Origin of the sequence: Iodobacter sp. BJB302, assembly GCF_002735645.1 — a bacterium.
Taxonomy (GTDB): Bacteria; Pseudomonadota; Gammaproteobacteria; order Burkholderiales; family Chitinibacteraceae; genus Iodobacter.
In genome coordinates this window covers 1-2,072 of sequence record NZ_PDZG01000158.1, presented here as the reverse complement: position 1 = coordinate 2,072, position 2,072 = coordinate 1, and the positions used below count along the sequence as shown (strand labels likewise).

Genomic DNA, 2,072 nt, shown 5'->3' with positions numbered 1-2,072 from the left:
ACAATGCGCCAATGGAAAGTTTTTGGGGCTCATTGAAGAATGAATTGGTTCATCATCGTAGCTATAAAACACGAGCAGAAGCGCAGGAAGAAATCACCGAATACATTGAAATATTTTACAATCGGATTCGTCGCCATTCACGTCTGAACGACGAGGCACCAGCGGTATTTGCTAAGCAGTTTGAGCTAGAAAATTAGAAATAAACCCAAAGCTTGGTGTCCGTGATTGACGCAGCCCTCAGAACTCATTCCGTGTTCGCGGCTCAGATCGAGGAGGGTCGAGCCGGCTTCGGCTTGCTTTAAAAACGCCATAATCTGGCAATATCAATTGCCCACAGCTTTTATGTAGATCTCCTCAAAGACAGCAAGAAAACTCTACTTAAAAATGAGCTGGTTTTGTGGCGGAGTTACCGTACAAATCTGCACCACTACAACATTAAGATTGTACCCGTCTCATTGCTTGCTTTTATTCGACTTGCTTATACTTCTTAGGCGTAATTAAAAACTTTTTATTTATGTTGATTGTATTTTTTTAATAGTTAGTTTTTCAATACGCTTTTTAAAAGGAATTAATTATGCCTAAAAATCTATGTATGACGCCCCAGCCAATTTATATGAATAAATTACAAGCTGGCTATCTTAGATGAATACTACTTACATGCCATCCGAACAATGTAATCAGCTGATCTGCGAGTTATTTCAATACCTCGAGCTTCCTGTCGATCAGGATGCCATGCTTGGCGGCCCAGTTGGGCTGTTGATCGATGACAGCTATAGTATCTATTTTGAAAGCATTGCACCGGATACCTTGCTACTGGAAGCCAATCTTGGCAGCTATCCAGAGGAAGATCCAGCCTTCAGCCATCTTTGCCTGAAACACAATCAGATCAGTTCTGACAACTATCAGCCCATCGTCTCGCTCACTGAGGATCAGCAGCTTGTCTGCTGGCTCAAGTTATCACTACCAGCGGCTGATTTATCTGTCTTATTGAGCGCATTTGATGAAGTACTGGCACTTTCTGAAACTCTACTAACAGCATCTACACACCATCAATTCCCTGAAGAAAATCCCAGGCTGCGCCTGACTTCAGTCTATTGATCTAACATTTCACCTCATCGTAAAGGAAATGCCATTATGCCCCCGAAAATTACTTACAATGTAATTTCACAGGCCTTCCGCAATCTTGGCCTTAAATCCTCGAATGCCAGCACACGCATTTTAACTTCTTACCAAGGACACTCTTTGCAGTCATTTCAAGCGAAGACAGTAACTCGCCCTCCAAAACCGCCATCCTCCAATGTGTCACACAAGGCCGCTCCTCTCTCACCTGTAACAAAACCCTTACAGGCCGAGCTGGGAAAATTTCAGAAAAAACTGGCGAAAGATATGGTTAAAGACCCTGAAACTGTAACGCAAACAGTCCAAATGAGTCTTGCCGCTGTCTACAGTCGTGCAAAAGATCAATGTTGTCAGCGCCTGCAAGAGCAAGGGCACAAAGTGATTCCTAATGATTATTTCCGTGAAATTGGCGAGGCAGCACTTAAGGCGGGATTGTCCTGTAGTGAAAAGAACGACATATGGACTCCCAAAGCGGCTGGCGCCAACGGCATAGCAAGTGGCATTATGATTCCTGTGAATAGCAAGTTTCCTAAGTATTGTAAAACACCAGAACAGATAAAATCGAACGCTGACTATGTGCACAGCAAGCTGCTGGAGATCGTAGAGCCATATGCCAGAAATAGCGGCAAAGCCTCCCTAATTGAGTTCGATGCTACGCTGGCGAAAATAGCAGCGAAATATGAGAAGCCGGTGGCAGCTCCGGTAATGCTGTGGGAAACGTCTGTCTGATTTCAGGGAGTGGCAAGATCACGTTTACTAGCGTAGTTCGATGTAGAAAAAAATGACCTACGCCAGAGCTGAACTGCACCCCAAAAGTTGGACACCCGCAATGCTGTTCACTTTATGATTTTTATTCCCCAGTTATGCCGTTGATTAAGAATTTCCGTGCCTTTTCTACTTGCAAAATGCTTAGTTCGTCGTTTCACAACCCGCGGATTACTGCGTCCTGTTGG

General features: G+C 44.1%; 3 protein-coding genes. All 3 read left to right on the top strand.

Translation table 11 applies throughout. The features are described from left to right. Positions 1-197 (top strand): IS3 family transposase (locus CSQ88_RS22310; RefSeq protein ID WP_143449579.1); only part of this gene is annotated, 197 nt, incomplete at its 5' end. 445 nt (positions 198-642) lie between these two features. Further along, positions 643-1,098 (top strand): CesT family type III secretion system chaperone, encoded by a 456-nt coding sequence (locus CSQ88_RS22305; protein ID WP_099400251.1) that lies wholly within the window; start codon positions 643-645, stop codon positions 1,096-1,098. Positions 1,099-1,134: 36 nt separating this feature from the next. After that, positions 1,135-1,848, top strand: coding sequence for a hypothetical protein (locus CSQ88_RS22300; RefSeq protein WP_099400250.1), 714 nt, complete (start codon positions 1,135-1,137; stop codon positions 1,846-1,848). The last annotated feature ends 224 nt before the right edge of the window (positions 1,849-2,072 follow it).